The organism is Streptomyces sp. NPDC046881, assembly GCF_040645015.1.
Classification (GTDB): domain Bacteria; phylum Actinomycetota; class Actinomycetes; order Streptomycetales; family Streptomycetaceae; genus Streptomyces.
The window spans coordinates 116,429-141,405 of record NZ_JBEYXJ010000001.1 but is presented as its reverse complement, the minus strand read 5'-3'; the positions used below and the strand labels follow the sequence as shown (position 1 = coordinate 141,405).

The following is a 24,977-nucleotide window of genomic DNA, read 5'->3' as shown; positions in this document are numbered from 1 at the left end:
TGGGCGCGGCGGATGACCCGCACGGCAGGGCGACCGCCTCACAACGGGCCCACCAGCACCGGGGCAAGGCCCCGGGCACGAGAAAAGCCTCCCCGGCGGATCGGAATCCGCGCCGAGAAGGCTCTCCTGCTGGCTTGGATTTTAGCAGGGAGGGGCGGCTGAGGCGCCCGCCAGCACGTGGCCACAAACAGAACCGGTCTCCAGCGGCAGGCTCCACGGCCGCCCCGGCCTCCGATCCCGTGTCAGGGCCGTCGAGTAAGTTCTGTCCGTTCGGCCCGGCAGGCGGGCCGCCGAACTCGAGGACTCGTCGTTGTGAGCATCCACATGCACATGCGCGCCGTCGCGGAATCCGAGATCCGGGACGACCACACCTGGCTTGCGGCGTTCATGGGGGAGGCGTGGGAGAACCAGCCTGCCGAGTACGCAGCGGGCATCGCCGTCTCGATCGAGAAGGTCTGGGGTGCCGTCAACGACCTCTACGCCGCTGCCGATGTCCTCGATGCAGACGCCGCCAAACCCTGGGAGCTGCCGATATACGGCGGCCGCCCCGTGGCACACGGCACTGACGCCGACCCCTCCAACCCGCCCCTGGGGCTCCTGGAGCCGTCCGGTGTGTTAGAGGCCGCGGATTTCCTCGCGAATGTCTCTTTCGACGAGCTGTGGAACGTCGCCGGAGCGAAGCTCGTCTGGTCCCGGGGACACGAGGCGCGGACCAGGCAGGAGTTCCTCGACTGTCACAGGCGCCTCGCAGGGTTCTACGGGCGGGCGGCTGCAGCAGGTCACGCCGTGGTGAGGGCGGTGTGGGCTTGAGACGTGGTCGCGTGCCGGTCACAGCCACGAGCTGATCCGCCTCTGCAGACGGCCTCGTCACCGTACGTCGTCAGAGCCTCTCCGCCGCCGGAGCCGAGTGGCGGACCAGCCGCGGTGACATCAGGCGTCACGGGTGCCGGCTGCGCCGTAGGCGGTGCGCCAAGCGGCTGGGGGCATGGCTGCCTGACGCCGGAAGAACGTGGTGAAGTTGCCGACGTCCCGGAATCCGAGGCGTCGGGCGCAACCGGCGACCGGCAGGTCGGTGTGGGCGAGGAGTCTCCTGGCTTCCAACAGGATGCGCTGGTCGAGGAAGGCCTTGGCGCCCGTGCCGGTGGCGGCGCGGGTCGCCCGGGTGAGGGTGCGCACGTCGTAGCCGAGTGCCCGCGCGTAGTCGGCCACGTGGTGCCAGTCGGTGAAATGCTCCTCGACGGCGGCTCGGTAGGCGCGGAACACGTCCGCGGAGCGGTTGCCGGCCGGGGCCGGGTCGGTTCGGGCGGGTGCATCGGGAAGGGCGCGCAGGAGCAGTGCCGCCAGCAGATGGGAGAGCAGCGCGGGGGATGCCACGTGCGGGCTGCGCGCTGCCGAGTCGTGCTCGCGGCCGAGGTGTTCGGCTGCGAGCAGGGCGAGTTCCAGACGCTGCTGGTCCAACTGCCAGCACGCCGGGGCGGTGGCCTCCGCCGTGGTGAAGCCGGGGAGAAAACCGGGCCGGAAGAGGATCAACGGGCCTTCGCAGGCGTCGATGTCGCTCCAGCGGTGCACCATGCCGGGCCGGATCCACACGACGCTGCCTTCCGCCAGCCGGTAGGCGAGGAAGTCCGCTTCGATGGTGCCGACGCCGGCGGCGGTCAGGGCGAGGACGTGGAAGTCGGGGCGCTGGGGGAGTACACGACGGCGCTGGGTGTCCATGGAACGCAGTGCGGCGAAGTCGAGGACCTCCACACCGTGGGGCGAGCCGACCGCCGGCCAGTAGCGCAGTTGCCGCACAGCATGGTGTCCGTTTTCCACAACTACCGTGCTCCTTTCCATCAGGGAGCGGACCGCGTCTTCCGTAGCGTCGAGTATGCACGTGAACGGGAGACCAGCTGCCCCGTCCGAGGCGGCGGCTGCACGAGCCGATCGCCTCCCGCAGCCGAGTGGAAGGTGGAGCGATGATGGAAACGACAAGGATGGTGCCGGTGGCGGGCGGGGCCCTGGAGGTACGGGTCGGCGGCCGCACCGGACCGGCGCTGGTCTTCGTCCACTACTGGGGTGGCTCCGCCGACACCTGGAACGACGTGATCGGCCATCTGCCGCCCGAGCAGGCGACAGTCCGCTTCGATCAACGCGGCTGGGGCACCTCACGGGCGCTGCCCGGCCCCTACCACCTCGACCAACTCGCCGACGACCTCGCGTGCGTGGTCGAGGCGTGCCTGCCGGGGCCGTACGTCCTCGTCGGCCACTCGATGGGCGGCAAGGTGAGCCAGCTCGTCGCCGCCCGCAGGCCGGCCGGCCTGGACGGCATGGTGCTCGTCGCGCCCGCACCGCCGGAGCCGCCGGCCACGGTCACCGAGGAGTACCGGCAGGGACTGTCCCACGCGTACGACTCGCCCGAGACGGTGCGGCACGCCCTCGACCACGTCCTGACCGGCACACCGCTGGCCGAGACGGTACGGGCCACCGTGGTACGCGACAGCCTCGCCGCAGGACCCGCGGCCCGGCAGGAGTGGCCACTGCGCGGCATCGCGCAGGACATCACCCGCGCCGTGCGCGGCATCGCGGTCCCGGTGACCGTGCTGGCTGCGCAGAACGACGTGGTGGAACCGCCGCGCGTCCTGCGCGAGTGCCTCCTGCCGCACATCCCGCACGCAACCCTGGTCACCCTCCCCGCCGCCGGCCACCTGGTCCCAGCCGAAGCCCCCGGCGCCGTAGCGAGCGCTCTCGAACACTTCCTGCAGCCCCTCCGACGCTGACCGCACGAGCGTCATCGGGTCCTGGGCGGCAGGTAGCAGCCAGGTGCGAGGATGCCATCGTGTTGGATGCGATCGACGCGGTGGACTGGGGTGCCATACCGGGCCATCCCGACTGGTATGAGCCGGCTCGTGCCGCCCGCGGTCTGCGCGCGCTCGCGGCTGCGGCGAACCTGGTGGAGGCGGCGGAGGCCCGCTCGCTGCTCGGCGGCGGCGGAATCGTCCATGGCCACAGTGCCGCGGTGTTTCCGGCGGCCGCGGTCGCCACCCCTCTGCTCCTGGACATCGCTCAGCGGGGCCACCCGGCGGCGCGGGGTACCGCGTTGGGGCTGGTCGACGAGGCCTTGTCGTCCTATCCGCACGGCGAGTACAGCCGGGTGACGACGTCCTACGGCACAGCAGTCCCGGTCTGCTGCGCCATCGCCCACGAGCTGCGCGCTCGCACGGCTTTCCTCGCTGGACTGGGCAAGCGGGGCAGGTCACTGCTTGCCGATGCGGCCGAGCACTGGCGCTTCGAGATCCGAGAGTGCGTCGCCGACAGCGATGACACGGCAGCCTTCGGGGCTCTGTCCGGCTCTTTCCCGGACGGCGTGCACGCGGTGGAACTGCACGTCGGCGGTGAGATCACCGTGCTGGACGAGGTCGGCCTCGAATACCCACCCGTGGACGGCTCCCTTGAAGCGTGCCTGCGGGTGACGGGACGGCGTCCGGGCGAACTGCCGCCCGGCGCCGTCCTGTTCCCGGCAGAGTGCGGTGAACGCGTGCACTGAACGGCCTCTACGGTTCACGGGCGCGTTCCACGACCAGCGTTTGCTGCCCAGGCGAGCATCCGACGCATCCGCCTTGAAGGCGTCCCCTCCCGCAGACTCGAGGAGCACGGAAACGCCGCCGAACAACCCACCTTCAACTCGCAGTCAGCTCCTATCTGTTCGCGTACGGCTACACGGGTGACGCCGGCGGAGTCTGGCTGGAAGGCCGCGTTGGGCGTTGCCCCGCTCATGGGACCGCAGACCTGGCCCGTGGGCGTGCGGGAACGAGTCGACGGCCGGTTCGCCGCGGTGGGGCGGCGGAGAGCACCGGTGTTGTCGAGGATGACGCGAGCGTACTGACCAGTAGGTATGGAGGGTTGGGAGGGGCCGCCGGGATGTCCGCCCGGTCGCTGCCGAGTTTCGGGTTCGCCCAGCTTCCTCAGGGCTCAAGCGGGCGCCGTCCCCTCCACGGACCCCGTCTCTATCCGGTCATTCCCCTACCTGTCAGTAGACACCCAACTCCGTGAATGGAACGCTCCCTACAGAGCGCGGACGGCTCATACGCCGTTCACAAGACGCACACTGCCCTCCTCGGCCCACCTCTGCGCCCGAGCGCCACACGGAAGGCACCCGCCCGCGTTCGTCGCCCGAGCCGCATCTGCATCGGGAGCATGTCCTCGCATCAGCCGAGTTCCCCCTTTCCTCGCCGAGAGGAGTTCATCTGATGAACCTGCGAACCAGCCCAGCGGCACTCGCCGTCGTCCTCGCGACGGCCGGAGTACTCGCCGCACCCACAGCCAGTGCTGCCGCGCCCGAAGCCGACGGACCCACGGAGTTCACCGTGGACACCACGTCCGACGCAGTCGACGCCGATCCGTCGGACGGCCTGTGCCGCACCGCGTCTGGCGCCTGCAGCCTGCGCGCCGCGGTGATGGCCGCCAACGCCCGCCAGGGCAGCACCATCGTCCTGCCTCCGGGCCACTACCGGCTGACCATCCCGCCCGACCCCCGCCTGATCCTCGGGGACCACCCCGACCCGACCACGGGTGACCTGAACGTCGCCGTGCCCACCACGATCCGCGGTTCCGGCGCGCGGACCACCGTCATCGACGCCAACCACCTGGACCGCGCCTTCCGCATGCAGGCGGACACCCGGCTGTCCGATCTGACGATCACAGGGGGAACGGCCAAGGAGCGCGAACTGCCCATCACCGACACCGGTGGCGGCGGTATCGCCAACGGGCACCACATGACCCTCCGACGGGTCGCCGTGACCGGGAACTCCGCGGGCTACGGCGGCGGCATCTTCAACATCCCCGGCTCGCACCTGGACCTGATCGACAGCACCGTCAGCGGGAACGCCGCGGGAGAGGCCGGGGGCATCAGGTTCGACGACACCGGCACCGTGACCAACTCGACGGTCGCCGACAACCGTGTGACGAACCCGGGCGACCGCCCCGGCAGCCTCGCCGGCTACGGCGGCGGGATCGACATCCGTGGCCGGGGGCCCGTGGAGATCCTCAACTCGACGATTTCCGGCAACAGTTCCAGTGACGGCGGAGGCGGCATCAACATCGCCCCGGCCTACCTCGACAGCCTGCCCTTCCCGCTCCCCGACGTCCTCGATCTGCCCCTGGGGCGACTGACCCTGCGCAACTCCGTCGTCGCCGACAACACCGTCGACGGCAAGGCCGCCGACTGCAAGAAGGCCTTCGCCACCATCGCCTCGGAGGGGCACAACATCGACGGTGACGGAAGTTGCCGGCTCACCGCCGCGGGCGACCTGCCCAGCCGTACGCCGCTGATCGGCCCGCTCGCCGACAACGGCGGCCCCACGGACACCGCCGCGCTGCTGCCGGGAAGCCCCGCCCTCGACGCGGCGGCCGACTGCCCGGCCACCGATCAGCGCGGTGTCGACCGCCCCCAGGGCCCCGCCTGCGACATCGGCGCCTACGAGCACACGTCATGACCGCACCGCTCGCACCGGCACCAGGAGTTGCGACGAGGTCCCCGAGCCTGCGCACCACGCTGGCCGGCGCCGTGATCGCGGTTCTGGCCCTGCTGCTGTCCTCCCTCGCCGTCCCCCCGTCCACGGCCCGCGCCGATGCCTCCCACGACTCCCTGGTCGTGCGCACGGACCGCGGCTGGGTGCGCGGCGCGGCGCACCGCGACGGCACCCGGGTCTTTCAGGGCGTCCCCTTCGCCGCCCCGCCGACGGGCGGCCTGCGCTGGCGTCCCCCACGGCCCGCCGAACCATGGCCCGGCGTGCGGGACGCCACCGCACCGGCCCGCCCGTGCGCCCAACCGCCGCTGACGCTGCTCCCCGACGGCGGCCCCGTCCTGCCCGGCGAGTCCAACCGCACCGGCAGCACGACGGAGGACTGCCTGTACCTCAATGTGTGGACACCCGCCCGCACCGGCGGCCGGCCCCTCCCCGTGCTGGTGTGGCTGCACGGCGGCGGCAACGCCTACGGCGCCGGCAGCGACTACGACGGCTCGGCGCTGACCGCGCACGGCATGGTCGTGGTGACCGTCAACTACCGCCTGGGGGCCCTCGGCTTCCTCGCCCACCCGGCCCTGTCATCGGAGAGCGAGGACCACGCCTCCGGCGACTACGGCCTGATGGACCAGCAGGCCGCGCTGCGCTGGGTCCGGCACAACATCGGCGCCTTCGGCGGCGACCACGACCGAGTGACCCTCGGCGGCCAGTCCGCCGGATCGGCGGACACCTGCGCCCACATCGCATCCCCGACCGCCGCAGGGCTGTTCCAGCGGGCGATTCAGCAGAGCGGGAGCTGCGCCTCGAACGGCGGTCTGACACCGCTCACGCTCGCCGCGGCCGAGCAGAGGGGAGGCGATTTCGCAGCCTCGGTCGGCTGCGCGGAACCCAGGACCGCGGCGACCTGCCTGCGCGCCCTGACCACCACCGAACTCCTGCGCGGCACCGGCACCGGCACCGCCTCCTTGTGGGGCCCGAACACCGGGCCTCGTGTCCTCCCACGTGCTCCGCACACGGCATGGGCCGAGGGACGGGTGAACGCCGTGCCCACGCTGAACGGCAACACCCACGACGAGTACCGGTACTTCACCGCGCTCTACGTGGACCTGCTCGGCGGCGGACCACTGACCTCCGCCTCGTACGCCGCCCTGATCGGGCTCCAGCACGGCGGCCGGGCAGCGGCAGTCCTGCACACGTATCCGGCCTCGGCGTATCCATCCCCGAACCTGGCCTATTCCGCCGTCAACACCGACCAGCGGTTCGCCTGCCCGGCACGGGCCGACAGCCGGCTGTACGGCACCCGGGCGCCTGTCTACGCCTACGAGTTCCACGACCCCCAAGCGCCACCGTTCATCCCGGCACCACACACCCCGCAGGGCGCGTTCCACGCCTCGGAACTGGCCTATCTCTTTCCCATGGACTCCCTGCGCCTGACACCCGCCCAGCGGCGGCTGTCCGACACGATGACCGCCTACTGGGCACGGTTCGCGGCCACCGGCGATCCCAACGGCCCCCGTGCCCCCGCCTGGCCTCGCTACACGGCCGAAGCGGACCGCATCCAGGTGCTGGCGCCGGACGGGGTCGTCACCACGACTGGCTTCGCGACCGACCACCACTGCGCGTTCTGGAACCCCTAGCCGGACAAGGCGGTGCGGGGGACGGCAGGGACGGGGCTCGTCATCCTGCTGACCGTGCACGGGGCGGCCCGGCCGAGTGCCGAACGCACTCAGGAACTGCCAGATCCCGGGACGGCGCCCACCCGGTCGTCATTCCCGGTCCGTGACGTCACGCGACAGAGCGCCTTCCCCCGCGGTTCAGTCCACCAGAACGTCGTGGTGAGCCGCGAGCGCCAGCAAGGCCACGTGCAACGCCCTGGTGTCCAGGACGGCGCTCGTGTCGAACCAGCGCGCGACGGCGGTGCCGCTCGTCAATCTGAGGGTGAAGCGCGCCAGTTCGTCCGCGACCTCCGGTCGGTCGCTCAGCCCGAAGACGGCGCTCAGCGCATCCCGAGCCCAGGCCACCAGCGCGTCGCGGTAGTGGTGCACCTCCGCCACCGCCGCCGCGCTGGCGTCCTGCTGCACCATGCCCAGCCCCAGCAGCAGCTTCAGACCGTGCGGATGGCGCTGGAAGGCGTCCTCGACCTCCGCGAGGAAGGCGTCCAGGCGCTGCGCGACGTCGGCACCCGACACCTCGGCCGGGGGCAGGGCCGCCAGCAGCGCGGTCCGGGCCCGCTCCAGCACCGCGACGTAGATCCCGTCCTTGCTGCCGAAGTGCCAGTAGAGGGAGCTGGCCGGCAGACCGCACTCGGCGGAGATCATGGATATGGACGTGGCGGCGTAGCCGTACCGCGACATCAGTGCGCCGGCGCTGTCGAGAATCGCGTCACGGGACCGTGCGCCGCGGTCCTGAGCCGGTGCCTCCGTCATACAGCCGACTCTAGGCGAGAAGCAGGTGTCCGCTCAGCCTCGCCCCGCTTCCGGACACTGCATCCGGCCGCGTCCGGGCGGCACGACGATGACGTCAGGGCGAACAACTGTGCCACCGGAGCCTCAGTCGATGAACCGCACGTCCGGGTGGAGCGGTGAGGGGCCGTCCAGCAGCGGCTGGTGGCGGCCGCGCAGATGCTGATCGAAGAAGGCGGTGAGGTAGGCCCGCCGGCTCACGGTGAACCGCGCCGGGTCGACGGTACCGATCATCCGGGAGGCCAGTTCGTCCGGCAGCGTGAGCCGCTCGGCGAGGCCGGGGAGGACCGTCTGGTAGTCGGTGAACGAGTTGTGCTCGGCCGCCTCCGTCCACAGATCGCGCTTCCAGCCGGTGGAGTTCCGCCACATCGCCCGCCAGGACGGGGAGTGCTCATGGGTGTGCGGCAGCCTGCCGGACGGGACCGCGAGCCACGCGCCCATCTGCAGGAACGGCCGGTCGAGCCCGGTGCGGGCGACCGGCAGCAGTAGTTCGGGGTCGGTCCAGTCGTAGCCGAGCGGCCCGTCGAGGTTGACCCCGGCGCGGATACGGCGGTCCACGCGCATCGACTCGGCGGTCGTCATCCCGCCGAGCGAATGCCCGAACATGCCGGTGCGCGTGAGGTCCAGGGCGTCCCCGAGCCCGCGCGGCAGCGGCCGCTTCCCGGCGTCGGGGTTACCGCCGTGGGCGAGCACGGCGAGCTGGTCGAGGACGAACGGGATGTCGACAACCCGGACGTCCAGTGCAGCCCTGGACCGGTCGGCGTCCGCCTCGATGGTGCCGAGCCCGGGCGCCGGCTCGATGACGCGGCCGTCCGGGAACTCGACCGCGTGTGCCTCGTGGACGGGGTCGACGGTGACCACCACGTAGCCGTGGCTCGCCAACTCCTCCACGGCGGTGGTGTCGAGCGTGCGCTCGTTGTACATGCCCGGCGAGTACAGCACCACGGGCAACCGCCCGGCCCTGGCCACCGCGGCCACTCCGACGCGGGCGTGCGTACCGAATCCGGCCCAGTCGATGGCCCCCTCGTCGATCCGGAGGATCTTTGCCGCGCCCGCCCCGAAGACCGCGGCCGCGCCCGCACGCATGTAGGGCGCCCGGGGGCCGTCCTTCGCCGTGGCGCGGTCGGCCGGGTACCAGACGCTCACCATGAGCTCCCGGAACTCCCGGGCCGCCTCGCCCGCCCACCAGGGGCCACGACGCGTCCGGTCCACCAGACGCAGTTCGGTGACACCGAGCGGGAACGGTCCGGTGGGGCGGGGGAGTTCGAGCCGCACGGGCCCGGCGGGGGCCTTCGGCGCGGCGGACGCGCGAGCAGTCGGCCCCAGAGCCGAGGCGGCGCCCAGGGCGGCTAAGGCGCCCGCGCCGGCCAGCAGTCGTCGCCGCGTCACGGGTACGGCGGAGGAACCGGCGGAGCGGGGGGAGCCGGATGAACGGGCGGAGCCGGAGGAGCCTGAGAATCCGGATGAGCCGGATGAACGGGAAGCACTTGCGTATCGCATGACGCAATGCTGATCGCGCCCCGGGCCCGGATCCATGGGGCCAGCCGGATGGTGCCCGGGGGCCAACCGATCTAGAAGGCGTGAAGACGGCGGCCCCGGCTTCCTCCGCTCCGGAAGGGCCCGCCCGGGCCCGACTCACGTACGCCCTCGGTGTTGTTCGTCCGCGAGCGGCCGCCGCCCGGACGGGTCAGACGGCTGTCCCGCCCGCGTTCGGTGTCGGTCCGGCGGCGATGGAGAAGCCCAGGACGAGGCCGTCGCCGGCGGCGTGCGCCGATGCGAGTGCGACGCCGTGGGGCAGTGCGCCGACGGACACGGTCCGGGGAGCGAGCTCGTCGCGGAGTGCGGAGGCGGCCGGCAGTTCGGCGAGGTCGTCGACGGCCACGCTTCGGCCGAGGACGTTCACGGTTCTGGGCGTGATGGTGAGGGCGTGCGCGGTTGTGGACAGGGCCGCCCGCACGGTGACCGGCAGGCCCAGGCGGCCGGCGCTCCCGGTGAGGATCAGGTCGCCGGCCTGTCCTCCGGCCCTCAGGCCGTCGCCCAACGCACCCAGGCGCCGGGTCACCTGGTCGTATCCCACGGTGGCGGTTGCGGTGCCCCCGGCGCTGTCGCCGTTGGTCGTCACGTCCTTGAGGCGGACGTTCACGTCCAGCACTGCGTGCTGACGGTGTACACCTTCCGCGCTCACCTCGACGTCTCCGACCTCCCCTCCCAGGGTGCGCAGGCCCGCGAGGGGGGTGGTGAGGTCGGCGTGCACCGGGCCGTCCGGCGTCAGCCCGCGCGTGGCCCGGGTGACGATCCGCTCCTCGGCGCGGTGCTCGGCCAGGAGGTCGGTCGCGCCGGTGAACAGGACCGTGGTCGCGGCGGTGGCGGCCAGGACGAGGCGGGTCTTTCGGGGGGAGTTCGGTCTCACGGGTCACTTCTCCGGATCGGTCGGCGTGCCGGTGGTCAGGCGTGCAGGTGCGGGAGGACTCGGTCGAGCCGGCGGGGTAGCCACCAGTTCGCCCGTCCGATGAGGAACATGGCGGACGGCACCAGGATCAGGCGGACCACCGTGGCGTCGACGACCACGCTGATCGCCAGCCCCAGGGCGAGCATCTTCACGACCACGGTCGGTGAGGCGGTGAAGGACAGGAACACCGCGGTCATGATGAACGCGGCTGCGGAGATCACGCGCGCCGTCGCGGACAGTCCCTCTCCCACGGCGAGCCGGTTGTCGCCGGTGCGGTGCCAGGCCTCGGCGATCCGGGAGAGCAGGAAGATCTCGTAGTCCATGGACAGCCCGAACACGATCGCGAACATCATCATCGGCACGTACGACTCGATGGGCACCGGCTCCGAGAGCCCCAGCAGTGAGTCGCCCCACCCCCACTGGAAGACCGCGACGAGTACGCCGTAGGACGCTGCCGTGGTGCACAGGTTGAGCAGGACGGCCTTGAGCGGGATCACCAGGCTGCGGAAGACGGTCATGAGCAGCAGGAAGGCGAGGACCAGGACGATGCCGATGACGACGGGCAGCCGTGTGCCGACCGTGTTCCGGAAGTCGGCCTGGCCGGCCACGGTGCCGGTGAGGTAGGCGTGGGCGCCCGTGCCGTGCAGGGCTCGGGGCAGTGTCCGCTCGCGGAGGTCGGCGAGCAGGTCGGCGGTGGCGGCGTCCTGCGGGCCGGTGGTCGGGGTGAGGGTGGTGACGAGGATCCTCCCGTCGGCGCTCGTCTTCACGGGGGTGAAGGCGGCCACGCCGTGGGTGGTTCTCAGGGCCGAGGTCACGTCGCCCGTGATCCGGTCGACGGACGACTTCGCGCCGCTCACGTCGACCACGGTGACGATCGGGCCGTTCGCCCCTGCTCCGAAGCCCTGCCCGTCGGCGTCCGCGATCCAGTCGTAGGCGGTTCGGGTGCTGCTGCCCGGCCGGTCGGCACCGGCGTCGACGTGGCCGAGGCGCATCGACAGCAAGGGCAGGGAGCAGACGCCGAGGACGGCGACGCCGACGGCGAGGAACGTCCAGGGACGCCGGGCGACGAGGTCCGCGTAGCGGCTGCGGCCGTCGCCGGCCGCCGTGCCCTCGGCGACCGGGCGGCGCAGGCGGAACCGGTCGATGCGCCTGCCGACCAGTCCCAGGGCCGCCGGTACGAGGGTGAGGGCGGCAGCGGCGGTGACGACGACGGCGAGGGTGGCCGCGAGGCCGATCTTGCCGATGAAGGTCAGGCCGCAGGCGTAGAGGCTGAGCATGGCGACGGCCACGGTCAGAGCGGCGACGAGGACGGCGCGTCCGCTGGTGTGCGCGGTGCGGGCGGCGGCGTCGGCGGGGTCGCGTCCGTCGATGAGGTCCTGGCGGAAGCGTGTCGTCAGGAAGAGGGCGTAGTCGATGCCGACACCCAGGCCGATCATGCCGGCCAGGGTGGTGGCCGAGGTCGCGAAGGAGACGGTCGCGGCGACGATGCCCACGATGCCGAGGCCGACCCCGACGCCGATCAGTGCGGTGATCAGCGGGAGCAGCGCGGCCAGGACGCTGCCGAAGGCCAGCAGCAGGATGACGAGGGCGGTGACGACGCCTACGCCCTCGCTCAGTGTGTCGTCGGCCGGTGCACGGACCACCTGGTCCAGATCGCCGCCGTAGGCGACGCCGAGCCCCGCCGCCCGGGCGGGGCCGGTCGCCTCGTCCAGTCGCCCGGTGTAGTCGTGGCCGAGGTTCTTCAACTGCTCGTCGAAGGAGATCGCGGCGTACGCGGTGCGTCCGTCGGCGCTGGTGACGGGCCCGGAGACGGCGGTGACGTGCGGCAGGTCGCGCAGCTCGGCCAGGGTCCGCTCCAGTGCCGACCGGTGGTCGGCCACGCTGCCGGAGCCGGTGTGGAACACGACCTTGCCGCCCGGCCTGCCCGCTTCGGGCATCGAGGCGGCAAGCAGATCCGCGCCGGTGTGGGAGGCGGTGCCGGGCAGGCTGACCTGGTCGCTGAAGGTGGGCGCGGCGAGATGCCGACCTGCCAGGGCGGCGACGAGAGCGAGCAGCCAGGCGGTGATCACCGCTGCCGGATGCCGGGCGCAGAAACCGCCGAGGCGACCGAGTCTGCTGCGGGCTACGGCGGAGTGGTGCGTGGGGCGAGCAGGGCGGGCCACCCAGGCCTCCTAGGAAAAGTGTCACGAGTGACACGGACTCTAGGAGGAAGTGTCACGAATGACAATTGGCATCAGTGACATTTGCTGATGCGATGATTCTGAGAGTGCGCTCCAGGGCGCAGCGGGCGTGAGGTCGACAAGGGTGCCGCCACGGAGTGCGGCAGGTGTGTCAATTGACAGCTGTGACACCAGGACGGGAGGCTTCGGACCATGCCCAGTGAGATTGCCCCCGCCGGACTGCGTGAGCGCAAGAAGGAGGAGACGCGGCACCGCCTGCTGGAAGGGGCCGCGCGCCTGTTCAAGGAACGCGGCTTCGAGGCCACCACCGTCGCGGACATCGCCGCATACGCGAACGTCTCCGTGCGCACCTTCTTCCGCTACTTCGAGAGCAAGGAGGCGCTGCTGCTGCCGGACGGCGTCGAGATCTTCGCCTACGTCGAGGACGCCCTGGCTCGCCGTCCGGCGGACGAGGAGCCCCTGGACGCGGTGTGCAACGCCCTGTTGGAGGCCGCCGAGCCGTTCGCCGCCTCCACCCTGACCGCCCTCAGCCATCCGATCCAGGGCATCGAGAACGTCGTCACGACCCGGCTCGTCCAGGCCTTCTCCGACTTCGAGGAACGGCTCACCGTCCTGGTCGAGCGCAGACTGCCGCCGGACACGCCGGACGCCGACCTCACGGCCGCGGTGATCGCGTGCGCCGCTCTGTCCGCGGTCCGCGCCGTACTGCGCACCCGCAGGGCGCGCCGGGCCTCCGGCCTCACGGACACGGGTCCGGCGCCCCTGCTGCGAGCCTTCGGGATACTGCGCCGGATCGGCTCTCCCGAACAGCCCTGACAGCAGGCGGGGAGCGGATGGCTTCACCGCCGCGCGATCAGGGAACCCGGCGGAGGTGAGCAAGACTGCACTGCTGGTCATCGACATGATCAACACGTACGACCACAAGGACGCCGACCTGCTGCTTCCCTCGGCGCGGACGATCGTGCCGGTGGTGGAGGACCTCCTGGGGCGTGCGCGAGACCGCTCGGTACCGGTGATCTACGTAAACGACAACTTCGGTGAGTGGCGATCGCACCACGGCGAGCTGCTGGACCAGGCCCTGAAGGGACCACACGGCTGCCTGGTGAGTCCCTTGAAGCCCGACAGTGATTCGCTCTTCGTGCTGAAGGCCCGCCACTCCGTCTTCTTCGAGACCCCGCTGGAGTACCTCCTGCGACAACAGGGCATCGACCAGCTGGTACTCACCGGGCAGGTGACCGAGCAGTGCGTGCTCTACTCGGCTCTGGACGCCCACATCCGTCACTTCGACGTGACCGTTCCCAGGGATGCCGTAGCCCACATCCACAAAGACCTCGCTCGGGCCGCACTGCAGATGATGGAGCGGAACATGGGGGCACACGTGTGCACGAGTGAGGACCTGTGGAGATGAGCGGCGCGCCGCCTGCTCCCGGGAACGGATTATTCGCGTACAAGATCTTCAGGTACGGGCCGGCTGCGGCCGGCACCGACTGGCCGGCCGCACGAGAAGCCAACTCCCCGCGGACGCCCTGGAATCGGGCCGTCTAGGCTGGCGCGGTGACTGATGAGCAGGAGCGGGTGCAACCGTCGGGAGTGTGGGCCACGGCGGTGGGAGTGGCCAGGGTGCGGGCGCTGGAGACCGAGCGGGAGAACGCGCTGTTCCGCGACCCATTGGCACGGGCCTTCGCCTCCGCCGGCGGTCTGTGGCCCTCCTCGCCGCCGCTGCCCGTTGACGAGGCCGCGCGACGCCGCCGACAGGCCGTGGCGTCCTCCATCGTCATCAGGACGAAGTTCCTCGACGACCTGTTGCAGCAGGCCTCCGCGTCCGGTGTCCGGCAGGTCGTGCTGCTCGGCGCCGGCATGGACAGCCGGGCCTACCGGATGGACTGGCCCGAGGGCACCCGGCTGTTCGAGGTCGACACCGACGCGCCACTGGACTTCAAGGCTTCGGTGCTGCGCCAGGAGCGGGCCGTCGCACGCTGCGAGCGGATCACCGTCGCGGTGGATCTGCGTGAGGACTGGCCGGGCGCGCTGGCCGCCGCAGGGCACGACCCCGAGGTGCCGACCGTGTGGATCGCCGAAGGACTGCTGATCTACCTGCCCGAGGACGCGGTGGAACTGCTGCTGGCCCGGATCAGCGCGCGGTCGGCGGCAGGCAGTCGGATGGGGCTGACATTGGGCGGGCGCGGTGTGATCGAGCGCTTCGGCGCGGACGCCGAGCCGGGATCGGCGGCGTCCCTGTGGGTCTCGGAGATGCCCGACGACCCGGTGGACTGGCTGGCCGGGCACGGCTGGGAGGCCAGCTGCCACACCCTGCGCGAACGCGCCGCCGCCTACGGCCGCCCGATCAGCACCCCGCCGCAACGCGAGGAGCGGCCCGGTGGCCTGATCTCGGCGGTCCGCCGGTAGAGCGCCTCCCGGTTACCTCAATGATCGACAGTCATCCGCCGTGAACGACCTGGGCGCTTGTTCGCGCCATGTTTGCGGCCCGGCCCGCGCGGGGTCGATCTGGCGGTAGCGTGATCGTCATGACGGCTGAGGGCGAGGCGCTGGTCGGCGGGATGGTGAACGCGGGGGCGGTCTTCCGCCGGGGTGCGTTGGTCGAGCGCCCGGCGCCGCGCAACGCGCGCGCCCTGCACGGCTATCTCCGTGCGCTGAAGGAGCGCGGCTTCGACGCCGCGCCGACCCCTGTCGGTCTCACCGTGGATGGCCGTGAGCAGCTGACCTTCCTCCCCGGCGACGTGGCTTTGCCGCCGTTCCCGGACTGGGCGATGACGACTTCCGCCCTGGAATCGGTGGGGAGCCTGCTGCGGCGCCTGCACGAGACCAGCGCGACCGTCGCGGTCGACACCCGTGCCGAGTGGCCACGGGACCTGGCCGACCCGGAGGGGGGAACGATGCTGTGCCACAACGACGTGTGCCCGGACAACGTCGTCTTCCGCGACGGCCGCGCTGCTGCCCTGATCGACTTCGACATGGCGGCCCCGGGCCGCCCCCTGTGGGACCTCGCCATGACCGCCCGCTACTGGGTGCCCATGCTCGACCCCGCATCCGCGGCCGCCGTCCACCCCGCCGGGCTGGATGCGCCCGCACGGTTGCGGATCCTTGCCGACAGCTACGGCCTCTCCCCGCGGGACCGCTCCGAGTTGGCCGGCGTCATCGAGCAGGCCACGGAGGTCTGCCGGACCTTCGTCGCCCGCCGCGTTGCCGACGGCGACCCCGTCTATCTCCATGCGCTGTCCGAGCGCGGCGGATGGGAACGCTGGGACCGTATGCAGACATGGCTGGTGGACCACCGCGAGACATTCACGGCTGCGCTGCTGAGCTGACCGCTGCCTGATCACGCTGCGAGGCGGTCGGTGTTGATCGGCTCCTGGCCGCCTGCGGCGAGACCGATCTCCACGCTGCCGCCACCCACCGGCGTGGTCGCCTCCAGCCGCAGGCTCGTGAGCCGGCGGCCGGTCCAGCTCCTCCGCCGCCCTTGCGGCACGAACTGCCGCAGCTTCGCGTCCGACAAGCAGATCAGTTCCTGCTACGGACCTCACTCCCGGCGGCCCGTGTCCGCACCCTCCCGCCACCCGGCCCGGCCCGTGCCCAAGCTGCCCCGGTGAGGGTATGCCCTGCGGCCGTCTGAGTACCGGTACTCATGCCCGGCCCAGCCGTCCTGGTGGACAGTGACGGTCGGGCCGGACGTACGACGAGGGAGAGGCAGCTGGCGATGAGGAGCGGACTCGCGTGAGAGCCTTTTCGCGGGGTGCCGCCGGCCGGAGGAGCGTGTGGGGATCGCTGGCGGTGATCGTCCTGTTCGCCGTCCCGGCCTGTTCCACGACACCGGACCGTGCCGTCAGTGACAGGCAACTGCGCAAGCTCGGGGAGAGCGGCCAGGCGGTGCGGGCCCGGGAGCGGGCGCAGCAGCGGCTACAGGGGGTGGCGCGGGCGTACGCCGACCGTACGTCCCTCTCGCTCGGTCTGGTCGTGGTGCACGACGTGTGCGTGCCGGGATCAGGGCCGGGCTGGTTCTTCCAGCAGGAGACCGACGATGACAAGGTCGTCTGCTCCATGAATGTCACCGCCTACTACGGCGCCGACCCCGGGCACATGAGCGACACCCTCGACGGGATCCTGACAGCGGGCGACCACGCCCGTTCGGGGCCGGCCGGATCCGGAAGCCCCATCCCGTTCACGCACGACGACCGCGGAAAGCGGCTCCTCGCCTACTACCGGGGGCACGGCCCGAACCCGCAGGGCGCGAAGGCCCCGGAACCGACCCGGCTGGCCGTCTCCGGACAGACGCTGACCTGGGACACGACACGCGGTAGCGCCCCACGCCGACTGGTCGAGGAGCCGTACGCCGGCCTCGTCGACGATCCGCCGGTCTCCCGCGTGGCCCGTGACCCGAAAACCACCACGGTTGCCGCCATCCGGAAACGGTACGGCCTGGTGTTCAAGCTGGAGCTGCCCTACAGCGACTACTACAGGGTGCTCAAGAAAGAGCGGACGCGCACGCAGTGACCTCGGCGCCGGCCGGGCACATCGGTTCCCGCGGCCGTATCACCGCACCGTGGCGCCGCCCGCGACCAGTCAGCTTGCGCGCCTCGGCCAGGAAGTCGTGCAGCGGAGAGCGGAAAACGGTGTAGTCGTCGTAGTGCACCGGCAGGACGCGCCGGTAATCGAGACGCCGGGCGAGTTCGGCTCCCTGCGCGCCGTCCATGGTCACCACGAATCCCCCGGGTAGCTGAGTGCCTCCGAGGTGGAGCACGGCCAGGTCGGCGGCGGGGAAACGCTGGGCGATCTCTTCCAAGCCGTCGAAGAGAAGGGTGTCGCCGGAGACGTACAGCCGCAGACGCGCGGGCCCGTCCACCGGACCGAATTCCAGCATGCTCCCCATGACGGGAGGAAGCATGCCGCGCAGCACGGGCTGCAGAGCGTGCCGCCCGGGCAGCGAGGTCACCCGGACCTGTGCCTCCCCGCGCGTGAGCGTGCAGCTCTCCCAGGTACGAAGTCCTCCCGCCCTGCGGAATCCCTGCCAGGTACGCAGGTGGCGCGCCGCGTGCCGGGTCGTGACGATCGGTACCGAGCGGTCCAGGTGACGCCTGGCCCGGCGGTCCCAGTGATCACCGTGCAGGTGCGAGAGGACGACGCCGTCCAGGCGGGGCAGGTCCGCCGCGTCGAGGGCCGGCTCGGTGAGCCGGCGGCTGACCAGTCCGTAGCCCAGGTGTGCCCGCTCGCCACGGTGGAGGAAGTTGGGGTCCGTCAGCAGGGTCAGCTCGCCGAACCGCAGCAGGACCGTCGCGTTGCCGATGAAGTGCAGGTCGAGCGCATCGTCGAAGGTAGTCATAACGGTCCTTGCCCGACGGGTCGCGCCGTCTGAGGTCATCACCATCCGTTTTCGAGGGGCCGGGTTCCCCGTACCGGGGCTTCCCTAAGCCGTTGGCGGGTTACTCGATTCCGCTTCCTGCACACTGGATCCCGTTCGTGGGGCGTGCCGCCTCAGGGGGCGTCCTCGGGGGGTTCGTCGTGCGGCGGATCGGGCGGCGGTTCGTAGTGCACCCGGATCTTCTGGAAGCCTTTGAACGCTTCGGTCGCCGCGTACGACTGGTAGGCGCGGCGGTCCGCCGGGCTGAGGTGCACCCGGTCCGTGAACGGTGTCAGCAGACTGCGCGGCCACAGCCGCAGGACGCGGACGGCCCCCACCTCTGCGGCTGTGATGAAGATCAGCGCCCCGGCGTAGAGCCAGGCGAACAGTCCCAGAACGATGCCGAACATGCCGTAGGTGGCTGTCGCCCCGCGCAGGACGTGGCTCACGTAGTAGGAGCCCACCCACTGCAGTGCCTGCCAGGCGAGAGCGGCGCCCAGCGCCACGCCGAGGAGCCTGCGCAGTGGCAGCGTCCGGTGCGTCAGCAGCCGGTAGCTCACCAGCAGCAGCACGGTGTTGAGACACACCGAACCCGCGGTGGCGGCGAGCCACGACGCGCCTCGTAGTCGTGCGCCGAGGACGTGAATCACCGAGCCCTCCACGGACAGCAGGGTGAACGCACACAATCCGAGTGCCAGGATCAGCAGGAAGGCCAGACCCTTCAGGCGTGACCGCAACGGGTCGGGGCGGGCGTGCCGCGGGACGGCCCAGATCTTGTTGAGCGCGTACTGCGCGGCCTGGGCGACGCCCAGAGAACCGTAGAGGCTGCCGATGATGCCGGCGGCCAGTGCCGCACCGTTGCCGTGGAAGGAGCGGATGTTCTCCCCGATCTGGTCACCGATGACCGGGAACTCGCTCAGGGCGGAGTCCAGGACATGCTGCCGCAGGGCCGGATCGTCGCTGAGGAAGGTGCTCAGGACGACGACGAGGATCAGCAGCAGAGGGAACAGCGACAGGAATCCGTAGTAGGTGAGGAGGGCCGCGAGGTACAGCGCCTGATCGTCGTAGAACTTGTACAGGACGGCGAGCGGCAGGCCCACCCAGCGGTGCCGTCTCTGATAGGCGTCCAGGCGCGTAAGGACTTGCATGACTCATTCCCGGTGCCGGACGGGTCGGACGGCGCGTGCAGACCGGTGCGGCAGTGGAACCCCTCGACGGAGGTCGCCCGACGCAGGACGGCTCACCGCCGTCTCATCCTGCTTCCGATTTCTCTTCCGCATCGCATTTTCGCCGCCACTGTGGTCGGGGGAGGACCTGTCCGAGCCCGCGCCGGGCCGCACGGCGGGCAGGCGCCGGATCATCGGCGCCACCGGCGGTGCCATTGCCCGCCACCAGAAGTCTCCGCCCACCCCGTTCCGAAACGGGCGGGCCGGTTTCGCGAGGGCGCCGGCCGCGTGAGCGCAGCAACGGGTGGGTACCCGCCAGCGCTGGGACCCAAGCGAGGAGGGATCATGGGCACGCTGACGAAGACCGCCGCGCAGGTGCCGCCGATGTCGCTGCGCGTAGGGAAGGCCACGGCCAGAACCGCGAAAGCCGCACCCATATGGTCACTGAAGGTCGCACGCTCCCTGGGCGCCGAGAACGCCGTCGACCTGCTCGTCCGCCAGCACCGGCAGATCAGACTCGGATTCCTGAAGGCCGCGCTTCCCGGGCCGTGGCGCGCCCGCAACTTCCACCGGCTGATGCGGCTGCTCGCCGTGCACGAGGCTGCCGAGGAAGCGCATGTCCATCCCGTCGCGCGGCGGGCGCTGCGGCACGGTCGTGAGGTGGCCGCCCGTCGGCGTCACGAGGAGAAGGCGGCCAAGGAACTGCTGATCTCACTGTGGCGCACCGGCCCGGACGGCTCCGGCTATCTGCGCCGGCTGAACGAGGCCCGGCGAGTGATCACCCGGCACGCCGCCCGGGAGGAGCGCGAGGAATTCATGGCGCTTCGGCGGGCCGTCAGCGTGCCCAGGCTGCGCATGCTCGGCGCCGAGGTCAAGCTGACCCAGGCGTACGCGCCGACCCGCCCGCACCGCTGGGTCAACAACGAGGCCACGAACAAGCTGGCCGCCCCGGTTCTCGGCCCTGTCGACCGAGCACTCGACGCCGTTCGGCATCGCGGGGGCATGTGATCCGGCGGGGGAGTACGCGCACTGACCGGAGCGGACAGACGGAACCAGCAGGCCGCCCGGGCGGACCTGGAGCGGGCGGGCCCGCGCCGGGCCCTGCCCCTACCCGCTGACGCCCACCACCTGCTCGACGACCTCACCGCGCCCCACCCGGCACCCGACCGTACGGCGGCCCCACTCCAGGTCGTCCCCCCACCTCCAACGGCGTCGTTCACCGTGCAACCGCTTCTCCTCGGCTCGTAGGAATACGGGTAGGGGGCATCCAGGACGGCTCCGCCGGGCATCCGGGGTGGAGGACGGGGAGGTGGCCGTGCATGGTGGTGAGGGCTTGGGCCTGGACGAGGTGCTGCGGGCGGCGGAGGATGCCGCGCCGGTGGAGTCGGTGGACGTGGTGGCCCGGAACCTGGAGAAGCGGTTCTCGGCGCGCGAGGTGTCGTTCTGGCTCGTGGACATGGTCGGGCAGGAAGCCGTCCGGCTGCCCAGAGCCGGTACGGCCGCGCAGACACGGGGTGAGACGCAGAGACGCGGGCTGACAGGCAGCGTCCACGACCAGGTGTTGCGTTCCCAGCGCCTGCACCAGGAGCCGGACGAAGAGGGCGGCTACCGGCTGGTGGCCCCGGTGACGAACCGCGGCGACTGCATCGGCGTCCTGGACCTGCTCGTACCCGAAGCGGACGACGCGGTGCGGGACGCGGTGGTGCAGGCCGCGCACGCGCTGGCGTACATCGTGGTCACCGACCGCCGCTTCACCGATCTCTACCACTGGGGCCGGCGCACCACCACGATGAGCCTGGCCGCGGAGATCCAACACCAGTTGCTGCCCTCGGCGTCCTGCTGCGAGGCCGCGCACTTCACCCTGGTCGGCGGCCTGGTTCCGGCCGATGACATCGGTGGCGACACCTACGACTACGCCCTCGACCAGGACGCCCTCCACCTGTCGATCACCGATGCGATGGGCCACGACACGGCTTCCGCGCTGCTGGCCACGCTGACGGTGAACGCCCTGCGCGGCGCCCGCCGTGCCGGGCACAGCATCGTCGACCAGGCCTACGCCGCCCACCAGGCGATCACCCGTCACGGCCGCGGTATGACCACCGGCCAGCTGCTGCGCATCCAGCTGGAAACCGGCACCTGCGAGCTGGTCAACGCCGGCCATCCCTGGCCACTGCGTCTGCGCGGCAACACCGTGGAGGAGCTGACCCTCACGGTCAACATGCCGTTCGGAGTGCCCGCCCCGGTCGCCTACCGGGTACAGCGGCTTCGCTTGGAACCCGGTGACCGCCTGATCCTGATCACCGACGGCATGCGGGATCGCGCCGCCTCCACGGTCGACCTTCCCGCCCTCGTCCACGCCACCCGCGACGAACACCCCCGTGAAGTGGTCCGGGCGCTGACCTCGGCGGTCCACGAGGCTTGCCGGGGATCTCTGCCCGACGATGCCACCACGATGGTCCTCGACTGGCACGGCAGCCGTTCCGGACAGCGCCACACCAACGGCGGCTCCAACGGCACCTGACAGCACCGAACGCAGGGACTCGAGTTGCTGGTCGAGGGGGAGTCGGCTGATCACCAGCCCTGCCCCCGTAACCACGTGTTGACGGAAGTGCTGGAGCCTACTTCGATGGCGGCGACCTCTCCTGGGAGGCGGAGGACGCTGTGATCCAGGCAGGACGGGAGGTGTTCGCCGATCTGCCGGCAGAGGTCGAGATCAGAAACGAGGTACGGGTGCACCTCTGGTACGAGGACAAGTTCGGAGTCCCGTGTCCGCCGTATGACTCCGTCGAGGCGGCCATCGGCAGTTTCGCCGCGACGACATGCTGTCTCGGAGTACGGGTGGAGACGGACGGGCGGTGGCGTGTCCATGCGCCCCATGGGCTGTCGGACGTTTTCAACCTCGTCGTCCGGCCCAACCCGGTGCTCGCCCCGCGGTCGGTGTACGAGGCCAAGGCGGCGCGATGGCAGGCGGAGTGGCCTGAGCTGACGGTGCTGGGCTGGCCGGACACGCGCGCCCCAGCGGGTTGAGACATCGACCGCCGATTCTCCCGTCGCCACCCACCGAACCGGACGTGCCCGACGTGCCGGGCCTGACGGCAGCGCTCGAGGCCGACTCCGGCTCACCAGGGGCGGTTTGTGAGAAGGTGCGGTTCGGCTCGCCAAAGGGGGAAGTATGGGGCTGACCTACGGCTACGACATCTACGTGCGTCCTCGGAACATCGCCAGGGCACTGGCCGAACTGACCGAGCTGGCGCCACCGACCCGTGACGTGCCGCCGCTTGAGCTGACACTGCCCTGGGGGGAGCGGCTCGTCCTCCCGTTCACGTCCCGCTTCAAGAGTGAGCCCGTCGACTGCTCCGGGAGCAGCACGCTCGAGCTCGACACCTCCCTCGTGTTCGGTGTCGATGACGTGGTGCGTGAGTATGTGGTGGCACACGGCCACGGGACCGAGAAGGACGGGCGAGTCCAGATCGGCTACGTCTACCTGACGATCCGGTTCGAGTCCTTGCTCCATCCTCGTTACGCGTCCATGGAGTTCTGGGCGGCGACATCGGCGATGAGCCGCCTGTTCGCGCGGTCGGCCAGCGTGAGGGAGGTCTTCACCGGCCTGACCGCCACCGCCGGCGGGGTGTGCTGCCTGTTCGACACCGGCGACGGCGGTCCCGAGGAAGTGTGCTGGCTCAACGGCGAGACGACCCGGGAGATGGTCTCCGGTCCCCGCTTTCCAGATCTGCGCACCCTGGTGGCGACGTGGCCCGACCCCGATGAGTGAGCCCCACGAGGTGAGGGCCTCCGAGTGGCGGCGGGTGTGGCGCAGGGGCCCGTCGGCTGGCCCTTCGGACTGATGGACCCGCATGTTCAGGAGTCGCGTATGCGCTGTGGCCGCCGGTCGATCGGCCCCGTTGTCGGTGCCCTGCGGCATGATGACCGGCGTGAACACCGAGACACTGATAGACGTCTGGCAGAGGCTTCTCGCCGACCCGCGCAAGTCGTGGGTGCTGTTCGAGCACGGCACGTGCGTCGTGCTGACCGCTCCGGATGGGGAGCTTGCCGAGCAAGCCACCGACCTCCTGAAGCAGTTCGGCCCGGCGCACGCCGGATCTTCGGCGGGAGACTTCGGGGTGATCGACCTCGAGGACGTCGAGGGATGGGTCGTCACCGGGCATCACAACGACGTTCTCACCTATGTCGGCCCTGATGAGCCTCAGGACCGGTCGGAGATCGCCGTCGGGCTGTTCGGACGTTCCAAGCGCCACCGGGACGGCACCGAGCTTCACGTCGTCCACGTCGAGGACAAACGAGGCCCAGCGGACCCGGCGTCGTGAGCAGTCCCTGTCATCGTGTGCCCCATGGGTGAGCTGGTGGACCGCGTCGATCGGCGGCCCGGGCATCGTCTTCCGCGCCCCCGAACGCGTGATCGCCACCCGCACCTTCGACTTCGACGCCCAGGGCCGCATCAGTGCCCTGCACAACGTGGCCAACCCCGAGAAACTCAAGGCCGTCGCCGCCAGGCACGGCCTACCACATCGCGACCCGGTGATCATCGCCACCGTACGCTGCCGTGTGTCCGGATCTCGCCCAGGGCCGGGGAGGAGCCGGCAGCCCATGGGGCGTGGGCGGCGCCCCGTCGGATCGCGTACGTGGACTACCGTGCCGGGTCGGGCCGGAAGACGTAGAGCACGCTGTGGAAACGACCGGCCTCTTCCCGGCCCGACGGGTCACCGCCGAGGGCCCGTACCGCGTCGATCGCGTACCGCTGCTCCCGCTCATCCGTGAACCGCCGCTGCGGGTAGGTCCGGGACGCATCCACCGTGGTCCGCAGCCCGTACGCGGCCAGCCTCCGCACGACAGGCTCGTAGGCCACGGTCCGCAGCACGAACGCGCTCACCCACACGGGACGCCGGGCACCGTCCAGCAGCGCGGCGAACGTCCGCTCGGTGATGTAGCTGCCGCCCCCCGTCAGCGTGATCAGCCCGACCTCCGGCAGGGCGTCGCGCAGCTCCGGCCCGGGCGGCACCCGTTCCAGGTCGTCGGTGAAACCGGCGTCCAGCAGACCGGCCTGCCGGGCATAGCGCACCGCCGGAGCGGCGATGTCCAGGCCGTACATCCGCAACGCGTCCGGTCGCCGCCGCTCGGTGTAGAACTCCCGGTCCCACGCGGCCAGTGCCTCCGGCGACATGCGGCGAGCGGCGTCGGACGTGTACCGCTCGTACAGCTCCGCGAGCGTCACCTCGTGATTGAGCAGGGCGGCGTTGATGCCGTACGAACAGCACAGGTCCAGCACCGCCGGCCCGCCGGCCCCATCGTCACCGTACGCGGCCCGCTCCGCGGCCAGCTGCCGGAACACCGGCTGGGCGTGGTGCGGGATCTCATAGTCCAGCGGAGCCAGCCGAGTGAAGTAGGCACGCGGATCCGGCTGGACGTAGATGTCGTCGAACCGGGACTTGCCGTGGTTCGCACCGTCAGAGCCCAATCCGCCCACGCCGCACTCCTCCTCGCACCGCGTCCGTTCACCCCCATCATGTCCCGTCCCCCCGGCCCCATGGACCTCCGCCACGCGCGGTGACCAGGCAACTCGGTCCTCCTCTACCGAACGCACGGCGGCGGGCACCCGCGGGGCGGTACGAGGAGCAGCTGCGCCGCGCGGCCGGGCAGCACAAGGCCGCCAGGCCGAGCAGGTCACCAACTCGCTGACCTCCCTCCCCACCGACCGGACCCGCGTCTGAACCGGATCTGCTTCCCGTCACATGATCCGCGCCCCGTGACGGCATTGTCCGGAGTCCGTGACATGGAGCGTTCCGGTAGTGCGGCGCGAGCTGAGGCGTTGCTACGGTCCCGACCGATGGGCGGCCGACACGGCCGC

General features: G+C 71.1%; 23 protein-coding genes and 2 pseudogenes. 16 read left to right on the top strand and 9 right to left on the bottom strand.

Annotated elements, in window-relative coordinates; all coding sequences use genetic code 11:
- Nucleotides 1-312 precede the first annotated feature (312 nt).
- The gene (locus tag ABZ923_RS00640; RefSeq protein WP_361464833.1) at nt 313-810 is read left to right on the top strand and encodes a DUF1877 family protein; all 498 of its coding nucleotides are present in this window, start codon (nt 313-315) and stop codon (nt 808-810) included.
- A 120-nt stretch (nt 811-930) separates the two neighbouring features.
- Here the strand turns inward: ABZ923_RS00640 and ABZ923_RS00635 are convergent, their stop codons facing one another.
- A complete protein-coding gene (locus tag ABZ923_RS00635; RefSeq protein WP_361464831.1) occupies nt 931-1,815 on the bottom strand; it encodes an AraC family transcriptional regulator in 885 nt (294 codons plus the stop codon).
- A gap of 146 nt (nt 1,816-1,961) precedes the next feature.
- Here ABZ923_RS00635 and ABZ923_RS00630 point away from each other — a divergent pair, with 146 nt between their 5' ends.
- The 4 genes from ABZ923_RS00630 to ABZ923_RS00615 all read left to right on the top strand — a co-directional run bounded on the left by ABZ923_RS00630 (nt 1,962) and on the right by ABZ923_RS00615 (nt 7,141).
- Complete coding sequence (locus tag ABZ923_RS00630; protein WP_361465249.1) at nt 1,962-2,759, top strand: alpha/beta hydrolase; 798 nt, start codon at nt 1,962-1,964, stop codon at nt 2,757-2,759.
- 59 nt (nt 2,760-2,818) lie between these two features.
- Nucleotides 2,819-3,526 carry a hypothetical protein gene (locus ABZ923_RS00625; RefSeq protein WP_361464828.1) on the top strand — a complete coding sequence of 236 codons (708 nt, stop codon included), beginning with the start codon at nt 2,819-2,821 and terminating at the stop codon, nt 3,524-3,526.
- 703 nt (nt 3,527-4,229) lie between these two features.
- Nucleotides 4,230-5,474 (top strand): choice-of-anchor Q domain-containing protein, encoded by a 1,245-nt coding sequence (locus tag ABZ923_RS00620; RefSeq protein ID WP_361464826.1) that lies wholly within the window; start codon nt 4,230-4,232, stop codon nt 5,472-5,474.
- On the top strand, nt 5,471-7,141 hold the full coding sequence (locus ABZ923_RS00615) for a carboxylesterase family protein (protein ID WP_361464824.1): 1,671 nt from the start codon (nt 5,471-5,473) through the stop codon (nt 7,139-7,141). Before ABZ923_RS00620 ends, ABZ923_RS00615 begins: the two co-directional genes overlap by 4 nt.
- Before the next feature lie 177 nt (nt 7,142-7,318).
- On the opposite strand, the gene ABZ923_RS00610 is transcribed toward ABZ923_RS00615, so the two are convergent.
- From ABZ923_RS00610 to ABZ923_RS00595, 4 genes are all read right to left on the bottom strand, one after another.
- Nucleotides 7,319-7,930 (bottom strand): TetR/AcrR family transcriptional regulator, encoded by a 612-nt coding sequence (locus ABZ923_RS00610; RefSeq protein WP_361464822.1) that lies wholly within the window; start codon nt 7,928-7,930, stop codon nt 7,319-7,321.
- A 123-nt stretch (nt 7,931-8,053) separates the two neighbouring features.
- Nucleotides 8,054-9,241, bottom strand: a complete 1,188-nt coding sequence (locus tag ABZ923_RS00605; RefSeq protein WP_361464820.1) for a lipase — start codon at nt 9,239-9,241, stop codon at nt 8,054-8,056.
- Nucleotides 9,242-9,653: 412 nt separating this feature from the next.
- Complete coding sequence (locus ABZ923_RS00600) at nt 9,654-10,376, bottom strand: hypothetical protein (protein WP_361464818.1); 723 nt, start codon at nt 10,374-10,376, stop codon at nt 9,654-9,656.
- 35 nt (nt 10,377-10,411) lie between these two features.
- Nucleotides 10,412-12,577, bottom strand: a complete 2,166-nt coding sequence (locus tag ABZ923_RS00595) for an MMPL family transporter (protein ID WP_361464815.1) — start codon at nt 12,575-12,577, stop codon at nt 10,412-10,414.
- Nucleotides 12,578-12,787: 210 nt separating this feature from the next.
- Here ABZ923_RS00595 and ABZ923_RS00590 point away from each other — a divergent pair, with 210 nt between their 5' ends.
- The 4 genes from ABZ923_RS00590 to ABZ923_RS00575 all read left to right on the top strand — a co-directional run bounded on the left by ABZ923_RS00590 (nt 12,788) and on the right by ABZ923_RS00575 (nt 15,921).
- Nucleotides 12,788-13,411, top strand: coding sequence for a TetR family transcriptional regulator (locus ABZ923_RS00590; RefSeq protein ID WP_361464812.1), 624 nt, complete (start codon nt 12,788-12,790; stop codon nt 13,409-13,411).
- Nucleotides 13,412-13,466: 55 nt separating this feature from the next.
- A complete protein-coding gene (locus ABZ923_RS00585; protein WP_361464810.1) occupies nt 13,467-14,003 on the top strand; it encodes an isochorismatase family cysteine hydrolase in 537 nt (178 codons plus the stop codon).
- Between the two features lie 146 nt (nt 14,004-14,149).
- The gene (locus ABZ923_RS00580) at nt 14,150-15,001 is read left to right on the top strand and encodes a class I SAM-dependent methyltransferase (protein WP_361464807.1); all 852 of its coding nucleotides are present in this window, start codon (nt 14,150-14,152) and stop codon (nt 14,999-15,001) included.
- Between the two features lie 119 nt (nt 15,002-15,120).
- The gene (locus tag ABZ923_RS00575; RefSeq protein ID WP_361464805.1) at nt 15,121-15,921 is read left to right on the top strand and encodes a phosphotransferase; all 801 of its coding nucleotides are present in this window, start codon (nt 15,121-15,123) and stop codon (nt 15,919-15,921) included.
- 11 nt (nt 15,922-15,932) lie between these two features.
- On the opposite strand, the gene ABZ923_RS00570 is transcribed toward ABZ923_RS00575, so the two are convergent.
- Complete coding sequence (locus ABZ923_RS00570) at nt 15,933-16,109, bottom strand: hypothetical protein (protein ID WP_361464803.1); 177 nt, start codon at nt 16,107-16,109, stop codon at nt 15,933-15,935.
- 218 nt (nt 16,110-16,327) lie between these two features.
- On the opposite strand from ABZ923_RS00570, the gene ABZ923_RS00565 reads away from it, so the two are divergent.
- Nucleotides 16,328-17,104: a hypothetical protein gene (locus ABZ923_RS00565; protein ID WP_361464800.1), complete on the top strand. Its 777-nt coding sequence runs from the start codon at nt 16,328-16,330 to the stop codon at nt 17,102-17,104.
- Here ABZ923_RS00565 and ABZ923_RS00560 read toward each other — a convergent pair.
- Both ABZ923_RS00560 and ABZ923_RS00555 read right to left on the bottom strand, forming a co-directional pair.
- A complete protein-coding gene (locus ABZ923_RS00560; protein ID WP_361464797.1) occupies nt 17,076-17,930 on the bottom strand; it encodes an MBL fold metallo-hydrolase in 855 nt (284 codons plus the stop codon). The two genes, ABZ923_RS00565 and ABZ923_RS00560, sit on opposite strands and share 29 nt — an antisense overlap.
- A 152-nt stretch (nt 17,931-18,082) precedes the next feature.
- The gene (locus ABZ923_RS00555; protein ID WP_361464794.1) at nt 18,083-19,096 is read right to left on the bottom strand and encodes a YihY/virulence factor BrkB family protein; all 1,014 of its coding nucleotides are present in this window, start codon (nt 19,094-19,096) and stop codon (nt 18,083-18,085) included.
- Between the two features lie 363 nt (nt 19,097-19,459).
- Between ABZ923_RS00555 and ABZ923_RS00550 the strand changes: the two genes are divergently transcribed.
- The 6 genes and pseudogenes from ABZ923_RS00550 to ABZ923_RS00525 form a co-directional block, all read left to right on the top strand.
- Complete coding sequence (locus ABZ923_RS00550) at nt 19,460-20,122, top strand: hemerythrin domain-containing protein (protein ID WP_361464791.1); 663 nt, start codon at nt 19,460-19,462, stop codon at nt 20,120-20,122.
- A gap of 307 nt (nt 20,123-20,429) precedes the next feature.
- Nucleotides 20,430-21,635 carry a PP2C family protein-serine/threonine phosphatase gene (locus ABZ923_RS00545; protein WP_361465246.1) on the top strand — a complete coding sequence of 402 codons (1,206 nt, stop codon included), beginning with the start codon at nt 20,430-20,432 and terminating at the stop codon, nt 21,633-21,635.
- A gap of 98 nt (nt 21,636-21,733) precedes the next feature.
- A pseudogene (locus ABZ923_RS00540) lies at nt 21,734-22,141 on the top strand (nucleotidyltransferase family protein); the annotation flags it as partial.
- 145 nt (nt 22,142-22,286) lie between these two features.
- Entirely contained in the window at nt 22,287-22,886 is a 600-nt protein-coding gene (locus ABZ923_RS00535; RefSeq protein ID WP_361464788.1) for a hypothetical protein, read from the top strand.
- A gap of 148 nt (nt 22,887-23,034) precedes the next feature.
- The gene (locus ABZ923_RS00530; RefSeq protein WP_361465243.1) at nt 23,035-23,439 is read left to right on the top strand and encodes a hypothetical protein; all 405 of its coding nucleotides are present in this window, start codon (nt 23,035-23,037) and stop codon (nt 23,437-23,439) included.
- Nucleotides 23,440-23,491: 52 nt separating this feature from the next.
- Nucleotides 23,492-23,654 (top strand): annotated as a pseudogene (locus tag ABZ923_RS00525) (RNA polymerase subunit sigma-24); the annotation flags it as partial.
- A 105-nt stretch (nt 23,655-23,759) separates the two neighbouring features.
- Here the strand turns inward: ABZ923_RS00525 and ABZ923_RS00520 are convergent.
- A complete protein-coding gene (locus tag ABZ923_RS00520; RefSeq protein ID WP_361464785.1) occupies nt 23,760-24,596 on the bottom strand; it encodes a hypothetical protein in 837 nt (278 codons plus the stop codon).
- Nucleotides 24,597-24,977 lie beyond the last annotated feature (381 nt).

Excerpts from the sequence above, each read along its gene's own strand:
- ABZ923_RS00630 (WP_361465249.1), top strand. The coding sequence starts at position 1,962 with ATGGAAACGACAAGGATGGTGCCGGTGGCGGGCGGGGCCCTGGAGGTA.
- ABZ923_RS00620 (WP_361464826.1), top strand. The coding sequence starts at position 4,230 with ATGAACCTGCGAACCAGCCCAGCGGCACTCGCCGTCGTCCTCGCGACG.
- ABZ923_RS00615 (WP_361464824.1), top strand. The coding sequence starts at position 5,471 with ATGACCGCACCGCTCGCACCGGCACCAGGAGTTGCGACGAGGTCCCCG.
- ABZ923_RS00610 (WP_361464822.1), bottom strand. The coding sequence starts at position 7,930 with ATGACGGAGGCACCGGCTCAGGACCGCGGCGCACGGTCCCGTGACGCG.
- ABZ923_RS00590 (WP_361464812.1), top strand. The coding sequence starts at position 12,788 with ATGCCCAGTGAGATTGCCCCCGCCGGACTGCGTGAGCGCAAGAAGGAG.
- ABZ923_RS00575 (WP_361464805.1), top strand. The coding sequence starts at position 15,121 with ATGACGGCTGAGGGCGAGGCGCTGGTCGGCGGGATGGTGAACGCGGGG.
- ABZ923_RS00560 (WP_361464797.1), bottom strand. The coding sequence starts at position 17,930 with ATGACTACCTTCGACGATGCGCTCGACCTGCACTTCATCGGCAACGCG.
- ABZ923_RS00555 (WP_361464794.1), bottom strand. The coding sequence starts at position 19,096 with ATGCAAGTCCTTACGCGCCTGGACGCCTATCAGAGACGGCACCGCTGG.
- ABZ923_RS00550 (WP_361464791.1), top strand. The coding sequence starts at position 19,460 with ATGGGCACGCTGACGAAGACCGCCGCGCAGGTGCCGCCGATGTCGCTG.
- ABZ923_RS00535 (WP_361464788.1), top strand. The coding sequence starts at position 22,287 with ATGGGGCTGACCTACGGCTACGACATCTACGTGCGTCCTCGGAACATC.
- ABZ923_RS00530 (WP_361465243.1), top strand. The coding sequence starts at position 23,035 with ATGATGACCGGCGTGAACACCGAGACACTGATAGACGTCTGGCAGAGG.